The organism is Ferruginibacter sp. (assembly GCF_031391665.1).
GTDB lineage: Bacteria > Bacteroidota > Bacteroidia > Chitinophagales > Chitinophagaceae > Ferruginibacter.
Genome location: NZ_JANMUN010000195.1, coordinates 1 through 7,846, shown reverse-complemented (window position 1 = coordinate 7,846; position 7,846 = coordinate 1). Strand labels below are relative to the sequence as shown.

8 protein-coding genes and 1 pseudogene are annotated in these 7,846 nt (G+C 35.4%); 7 read left to right on the top strand and 2 right to left on the bottom strand.

The window, feature by feature from the left end; all coding sequences use genetic code 11:
- The 6 genes and pseudogenes from ACY651_RS14515 to prs all read left to right on the top strand — a co-directional run.
- Positions 1-909 (top strand): annotated as a pseudogene (locus ACY651_RS14515) (hypothetical protein); the annotation flags it as partial.
- A gap of 2 nt (positions 910-911) precedes the next feature.
- A complete protein-coding gene (locus ACY651_RS14510; RefSeq protein ID WP_462253994.1) occupies positions 912-1,553 on the top strand; it encodes a DUF4291 domain-containing protein in 642 nt (213 codons plus the stop codon).
- Between the two features lie 10 nt (positions 1,554-1,563).
- A complete protein-coding gene (locus tag ACY651_RS14505) occupies positions 1,564-2,418 on the top strand; it encodes an O-acetyl-ADP-ribose deacetylase (protein ID WP_462253992.1) in 855 nt (284 codons plus the stop codon).
- 1 nt (position 2,419) lies between these two features.
- On the top strand, positions 2,420-2,953 hold the full coding sequence (locus ACY651_RS14500; protein WP_462253990.1) for an RNA 2'-phosphotransferase: 534 nt from the start codon (positions 2,420-2,422) through the stop codon (positions 2,951-2,953).
- 9 nt (positions 2,954-2,962) lie between these two features.
- A complete protein-coding gene (locus tag ACY651_RS14495) occupies positions 2,963-3,694 on the top strand; it encodes a metallophosphoesterase (protein ID WP_462253988.1) in 732 nt (243 codons plus the stop codon).
- Positions 3,695-3,706: 12 nt separating this feature from the next.
- Complete coding sequence (prs, locus tag ACY651_RS14490) at positions 3,707-4,567, top strand: ribose-phosphate diphosphokinase (RefSeq protein ID WP_462253986.1); 861 nt, start codon at positions 3,707-3,709, stop codon at positions 4,565-4,567.
- A gap of 148 nt (positions 4,568-4,715) precedes the next feature.
- Here the strand turns inward: prs and ACY651_RS14485 are convergent, their stop codons facing one another.
- A complete protein-coding gene (locus tag ACY651_RS14485) occupies positions 4,716-5,813 on the bottom strand; it encodes an MBL fold metallo-hydrolase (protein WP_462253984.1) in 1,098 nt (365 codons plus the stop codon).
- Positions 5,814-5,960: 147 nt separating this feature from the next.
- Here ACY651_RS14485 and ACY651_RS14480 point away from each other — a divergent pair, with 147 nt between their 5' ends.
- Positions 5,961-6,671 (top strand): transposase, encoded by a 711-nt coding sequence (locus ACY651_RS14480; RefSeq protein WP_462253982.1) that lies wholly within the window; start codon positions 5,961-5,963, stop codon positions 6,669-6,671.
- Positions 6,672-6,728: 57 nt separating this feature from the next.
- On the opposite strand, the gene ACY651_RS14475 is transcribed toward ACY651_RS14480, so the two are convergent.
- Positions 6,729-7,846: helicase-related protein (locus tag ACY651_RS14475; protein ID WP_462253980.1), on the bottom strand; the 1,118-nt coding region annotated here is incomplete at its 5' end.

The window sequence follows — 7,846 nt, the reverse complement described above, 5'->3', positions numbered from 1 at the left end:
CGTGGCATGAGTGGTATTGAAGATGCATTGATGAGTGGTGCCGGGCATTTATTAAGTTTTGCCGGAACAGACACCATACCCGCCATTGATTTTTTAGAATATTATTACAATGCCGATTGCGAAAAAGAATTAATTGGCGGCTCAGTGCCTGCAACAGAACACAGCGTAATGTGCATGGGTACACAGGATAATGAGATTGAAACTTTTGAAAGATTGATCAATGTTATTTATCCAAAAGGTATTGTATCAATAGTTTCTGACACCTGGGATTTTTGGAAAGTGATAACAGAATATTTACCACAACTAAAACAAAAAATTATTGCAAGAGAGGGTAAAGTAGTGATACGCCCCGACAGCGGCGACCCTGTAAAAATAATTATTGGTGATAATGAAGCCGAAGCCGGAAGCCCTGCATACAAAGGTGCTATAGAATGTATGTGGGAAATATTTGGCGGCACCATTACCGAAAAAGGCTTTAAATTATTAGATGCACATATCGGTTTAATTTATGGTGATGGTATTACTTTAGAAAGACAACATGATATTTTACAAGGCTTAAAACAAAAAGGGTTTTGCAGTTATAATGTAGTGCTGGGCCTTGGTTCTTTCACTTACGAATATGTAACCCGAGATACTTTTGGTTTTGCTATGAAGGCAACATATGGCGAAGTAAACGGAGCAGGCAGGGCAATATTTAAAGACCCCAAAACAGATGACGGCACAAAAAAATCTGCCAAAGGTTTAATAGCTGTTCACAAAAATAAAACCACCGGTAAACTGGATTATAAAGATGAATGTACCTGGCAGGAAGAACAACAGGGCGAACTAAAAACTGTTTTTAAAGACGGTAAATTATTGATTGATGTTAGTTTGGAAGAAATAAGAAAAAGAGTAAAAGAAAATTTATAAAAATGAAAATTGAATTAAAAAAATATACAGAACAAGATGTACAATGGCCGCAAAGTGGTTATCATATAATGGCGCAATACAACGAAAAGGAAATTATTGTTTATCAATCTTACAAAAAAGAAATTGGAAACTTTGCAGTTAAAAATCAAATTTTTGGAGGAGCGTTTAGTTTTGACAGAATGACCTGGATAAAACCAAATTTTCTCTGGATGATGTACAGAAATGGATGGGGAACAAAAGAAGGACAAGAAGTAGTATTAGCTATTCATTTAAAAATGACTGCGTTTGAAAATTATTTGCAACATGCAGTGTATTCTACTTATAATCAAACATTGGGTATTACAGAAGAAAGCTGGAGAGAACAGGTTGCTTTATCTGCAGTACGTTTGCAGTGGGATCCAGATCATAATCCGTACGGTGAAAAATTAAACAGAAGAGCCATACAAATTGGATTAAGAAATGAATTCATAAAATCATTTGCTAATGAAGATATTATTTTGATTGAGGACATTAGTGATTTTGTAAATGAACAATATCAATTTGTACAAAACAGGGAACTCGAAAAATTAATTGTTCCTTTAGAAAAATCATTGCTTTTTAATGACGATAAATTAAATGAAAAATTGAAAATTAAAACCAACTAAAAAGCTACCAGTGAAAATTAATTTAATACAAGGTGATATCACCAAAATAAATACTGATGCCATTGTAAACGCAGCTAACAGTTCTTTATTGGGTGGCGGCGGTGTTGATGGTGCTATTCACAGGGCAGGTGGCAAAGCTATTTTAGATGAATGTGTTGCTATAAGAAATAAGCAAGGAGGTTGTAACACTGGCGAAGCAGTAATTACCACAGCAGGAAATTTGACTGCAAAATTTGTATTACATACCGTTGGCCCGGTTTGGAACGGCGATAAAGAAGAAAAGAAAAAACTGTTGGCAAATTGCTACTTTAATAGTTTAGCATTGGCAGAAAGTAAAAAACTTACATCCGTTGCTTTTCCAAATATCAGTACAGGCATTTATCATTTTCCAAAAGATAAAGCTGCAGCAATAGCAATTAATACTGCAGTAGATTTTATAAAAGCAAATAAGCATACAACAATTGAAGAAATTATTTTTGTTTGTTTTGATGAAGAAAATTATAATTTTTATTTAAACCAAATGCCAGTTGTTGTCACATTATATCGCCCCGTTAACCAGGCAGAATTAAATTTGATTGAGGAAACTGGTTGGGAAAAATTTCCACCCCGTTTACCGGATCAGCCAATATTTTATCCGGTAACTAACGAAGCTTATGCCAACCAAATTTCAAAAGAATGGAATGTGCCGGCTTATGGTGTTGGTTATGTAGTGGCTTTTGATCTGTCGGCAAATTTTCTTTCAAAATATACTATTGAAAATGTAGGGGGAGAAATACATAATGAATACTGGATACCTGCCGAAGAGCTGGAAGAAATGAATGAGAATATTTTAGGAACAATCAGATTGATAAATACTTTTAAATAAAATGAATAACACCCAAATAAGCAAATTCCTCAGCCTCGTTCTTCGCCATAAGCCTGAAGAAATTAATTTACAACTTGATGAAAACGGATGGGCAGATACAGATGAACTGATAACAAAATCAAATGCACATGGCATGGCGATAGATTTTGATTTACTGGAAGAAATAGTTTTTACTAACGATAAAAAAAGATTTTCTTTTAATGACGATCTTTCTAAAATACGGGCAAACCAGGGTCATTCTGTTGCCATTGATTTAGCACTAACACCCACGGTGCCACCGGAAAAATTATATCATGGTACTGTTGCAAAATTTATTGAAGCTATTAAAATAAATGGTTTGCAAAAAATGAGCAGGCAGCATGTACATTTAAGTAAGGATATTGATACAGCTAAAAAAGTGGGCGCAAGAAGAGGAAAGCCGGTAATACTTACCATAAATACAATGGCAATGCAACAGCAGGGTTATTTGTTTTATATTGCTGAAAATGGTGTTTGGTTAACCGATACTGTAGCTGCAACATTTATTGAATTTTAAAATTAACTGGTGAAGACAAAAACTTTTGTAATAGGAGATATACACGGTGCAGCAGTTGCAGCAAAGCAAATAATTAAAATGTTGCCGCTCGAAAAAAATGATCGCTTAATTTTTTTAGGTGACTATGTTGATGGCTGGTCTCAATCAGCAGAAGTGATTAATTATTTAATGGAACTGAATGAAATTTACGACTGTAAATTTATAAAAGGCAATCACGATATTTGGTGTGAGGATTGGTTGAGAGAAGGTACAGCAGATAAAACCTGGTTATTCCATGGCGGAAAATCAACTGTGGCAAGTTATGCTGCATGCAGCGAAGCAGAAAAGAAAATTCATTTAAATTTTTTCAATCGCATGATAAATTATTTTGTGGATGAACAAAACAGGTTGTTTATTCATGCCGGTTTTTCATCCATGCACGGGCCGCAAAACGAACCTTATGCCAGTAACTATTCGTGGGACAGAACGCTTTGGGAAATGGCACTTACTATGGATAAAAGAATTGCTAAAGATTCTAAACTCTATCCTAAAAGATTATTGTTGTACAACGAAATTTATATCGGGCATACACCAACTTTATATTATGATGTAACTATACCCATGCAAGCCAGCAACGTTTGGAATATAGATACCGGCGCTGCTTTTACTGGCAAACTTTCGGCCATTGATATTGATACTAAACAATTCTGGCAAAGCGAAACCTGCCAAAATTTATACCCCAACGAAAAAGGAAGAAACTAAAAAAACTAAAAAATGTGTACACTCAATTTAATTAATCCGGCTGTTTCTGATATAAAATTTACAACATTATTTTTTCCTGATGGGCAACCGCACATAAAAATTGATACCGTAAGTTGCGAAACGTTTAATAAAAATGATGAACTGGTTATAGTGAGCAGAATATCTAATGCCAACGATTTGCTGATGATCTTACTGGCAAAAAATACTTTAAGTTATTTGGGCTTTGAACAAATTGGTTTAAAAATAAGTTACCTGATGGCGGCCCGTATGGACCGTGTGATGCTGGATGGTGAACCATTTTCTTTAAAAGTTATAGGTAATATTATTAACCAGGCAGGCTTTAAAAAGATAAGCATTTTCGATCCGCATTCAGAAGTTGCTACGGCAGTAATTGAAAAAGCGTACAGCATCACTAATCATCAGTTTGTAAAAGATGTACTTGATCATTTTAAAAAAAATAATGCTGCTGATGATGCAGGTAAATTTTGTTTGGTATCACCTGATGCAGGTGCATTAAAGAAAATTTATAAAGTGGCAGCAACGCTTAATGGTATTGATGTGGTGGAATGTATGAAAGAAAGAGATTTAAAAACAGGAGCTTTATCGGGTTTTAAAGTTTTTGAAGAAAGCCTGCAGCAAAAAATTTGTTTTATTGTAGATGATATTTGCGATGGTGGCGGCACATTTATCGGCGTGGCGGCAGAATTAAAAAAGTTGGGTGCCGAAAAAATTATTTTAGTGGTCAGCCATGGTATTTTTAGTAAAGGGTTTAATTTAAAAAATGTAGATGAAATGTATTGCACAGATTCCTACAAAGCAATGGATACAACAATTAAAAACCTGAATGTTTTTCCTGTACTCAATTATCTTTAAAAAATTAAAGTATTTATTGATTATACCAATTAGACATTGAAAGAATGCTGTCAGCCTTGCCTGTCGAAGGCGGGTTGACTATAGCGCCGGTTTCGACAGGCTCAACCTGACATTTTTTTAATCGGATAGATTCAATGCCTAATTGGTATTAATTAATTTTCTCCCACCAGGGAAAAAAAACTTGGCTCTCATCATCAATATTTACCTGCTCTCCAATCATAGGCGTAAGTAATTTCATTTTTTTTTCCTGCGCTGCTTTATAAACCCTCACTGCCGGTTCATCCCATGCATGGTTGCCCAATGCAAATTTTCCCCAATGCACAGCAATCAATTTTTTAGCGGTTAAATCTGCTGCTGCCTGCACCACTTCTTCGGGCATCATGTGAATGTATTTCCAGCTTTTATCGTACTGACCACATTCTAAAATCGCCAGATCAAAAGGGCCGTGTGTTTTTCCAATAGTTTTAAAATGCTCATCATAACCACTATCGCCGCCAATATAAATTTTATGTAAAGGAGTTTGCAAAACAAACGATACCCACAATGCAGTATTTCTTTTAAATGTTCTGCCGGAAAAATGACGGGCCGGTGTAACAGTTACAGTAAAACCATCTGTAAGATTTACAGTTTCATTCCAATCTTTTTCAATGATCATTTCTTTTTTAAAACCCCAGTGTTCTACATGCTCGCCGGTACCTAAACCGGTAATGATGGTTTTTATTTTAGGCTGTAATTTTTTTATGGTATCATAATCCAAATGATCCCAATGGTCGTGGGAGATAAATAAAAAATCAATTGCAGGAATATCATCTGCAGTATAAATATCCGAACCAGGGAAACTTCGTGTAGTAAAACTTAATGGTGATGCCACACCGCTCAGCACCGGATCAACCAAAATTGTTTTACCATCTATTTGCATAAAGTAAGAAGAGTGGCCCATCCATACCCAAACATTCTCCTCTTTTTTCAATTTTAATAAATTAGTTTTTACAGAAGGTAAAATTTGTGAAGGTTTTTGTCTTGCTTTTTTCTTGAAAAAAAACTCGTTGAGTATAGCAGTATAGCTGGCGCCTTCTGTTAAGCTGGGTGTATTGCTTTGATTTTGGAAAGCGCCTTCCCTGTATTGCGGAGAAACCCTTACTAATTCTAATCTTTCGCCAGTTGGCTGACTGCCAAATTTTTCTTGCTGCATAAAAAAATATACAGCTGCTATTATTGCCACAACAAATACCAAAGACACTATCATTTGTAAAATTATTTTTTTGAAAAATTGTATGCTCTGTTAATGGAGACGATTGAGGTAGCAGGATATTTTATGATTACAGAGTTTTTTTTACATTTTGTTAGTCATGGCCTTACAAAGAAGTCAAGTTTTCAAAACTTGACTTCTTTAATGAAACAACCTTTCAAAAGCAAGGCCTATATTTACAAGTATAATTCTGCTATGCCAATCAATACAAAATATTTAGCCTCTTTAGAAGCCAATCGCTATTTTCATATTATTGCAAAGGCGAACGGTAATAACAGGTTATTTTATTCAGATGAAAACAAGCGGTTTTTCCTGAAAAAATATTTATCATATTCTACTGGATATTTTGACACTTATTCTTATACCTTAATGGATAACCATGTGCATTGGCTTATCAAATGTAATAGTTATGAAAATTTAGAAAGTCATATTGCGGCAATGCCTAAAGAAATAAGGAAAAAGCACCAAAGCAAATTTTTATTGCAGGAAATTACCTTTGAAGAAGCCCAGGAATTTCAATGGAAAGATTTTTTCATTAGTTACGCCATGGCTTTCAATAAAGAAAATAACAGGAGTGGCTCTTTATTTATGAATCCGTTCAGAAGGGTGGAAGTAACAGACGATGCTCACTTTACGCAGCTTATTATATATCATCATGCTAATGTATTAAAACATCTTGGACAAAAAGACTTTCAAAAATATCAATGGTCTTCTTACAAATCTATTTTATCTGATAAGCCAACACATTTAAAAAGAGATATTGTATTAGATTGGTTTGGTGGAAGAGAGCAATTTATTAAAATACACCAGGAGAACGCAGCGTACTACTACAATCATCCCATTGCTTTAGAATAGCAAAAAAGAAGTCAAGTTTTTAAAACTTGACTTCTTTGCTGATTGCATATCCAATTTCTATCCCTTCATCCCTTCCAATTCTTTCTGCAACCTGAACATCTCATCCCTCAGCCTTGCAGCTTCCATAAAATCTAAATCCTTCGCTGCCTTTTCCATTTGCTTTTTTATTTTGCCAATGCCTTTTTCCATTTGAGGAATGGTTTTGTATTCCACTTCATCTTCGGCAGCAATGCTGATAATATCTTCATCGGGTTTAATAGAATAAGGATTGGCAGGGTCGTAACCTTTTACATCCAGCACCGAACCCTGCGCCATAATTTGCTGCGTATTTTTTATAATAGTAGTTGGAGTAATGTTGTGTTCAATATTGTAAGCAATTTGTTTTTCACGGCGGCGGTAAGTTTCGTCAATAGTTTTTTGCATGCTCTCCGTCATCACATCGGCATAAAAAATTACAAGGCCATCAACATTTCTTGCGGCCCTGCCTGCAGTTTGTGTAAGGCTCCTTTCGTTGCGTAAAAAACCTTCTTTATCAGCATCTAAAATGGCCACTAAACTTACTTCGGGTAAATCTAAGCCTTCTCTTAATAAATTTACACCAACCAGCACATCAATAACACCGAGGCGTAATTCCCTTAAAATTTCTACTCTTTGCAAAGCATCCACTTCGCTGTGTATGTATTTGCATTTTATGTTGATGCGTTCTAAATATTTCGTCATTTCTTCGGCCATGCGTTTAGTTAATGTAGTCACCAACACACGATCGCCTTTTTTTATTCGCTTATCAATCTCATCCAGCAAATCATCAATTTGATTTATTGACGGACGCACTTCTATCGGTGGATCCAATAAACCTGTGGGCCTTACCACCTGCTCAACAACGATGCCCTCACTTTTTTCTAATTCATAATCTGCAGGAGTTGCTGATACAAAAACGGTTTGCCCCGTCAACGCTTCAAACTCATGAAAATTTAATGGCCGGTTATCTAATGCCGAGGGTAAACGAAAACCATAATCTACCAAAATTAATTTGCGGCTCCTGTCGCCACCATACATACCACTCACCTGCGGAATCGTTTGATGGCTTTCATCAATCATTAAAATAAAATCTTTAGGAAAATAATCTAACAAACAGAATGGTCTTGTACCCGGTTTTCTTCTGTCAAAAAATCTTG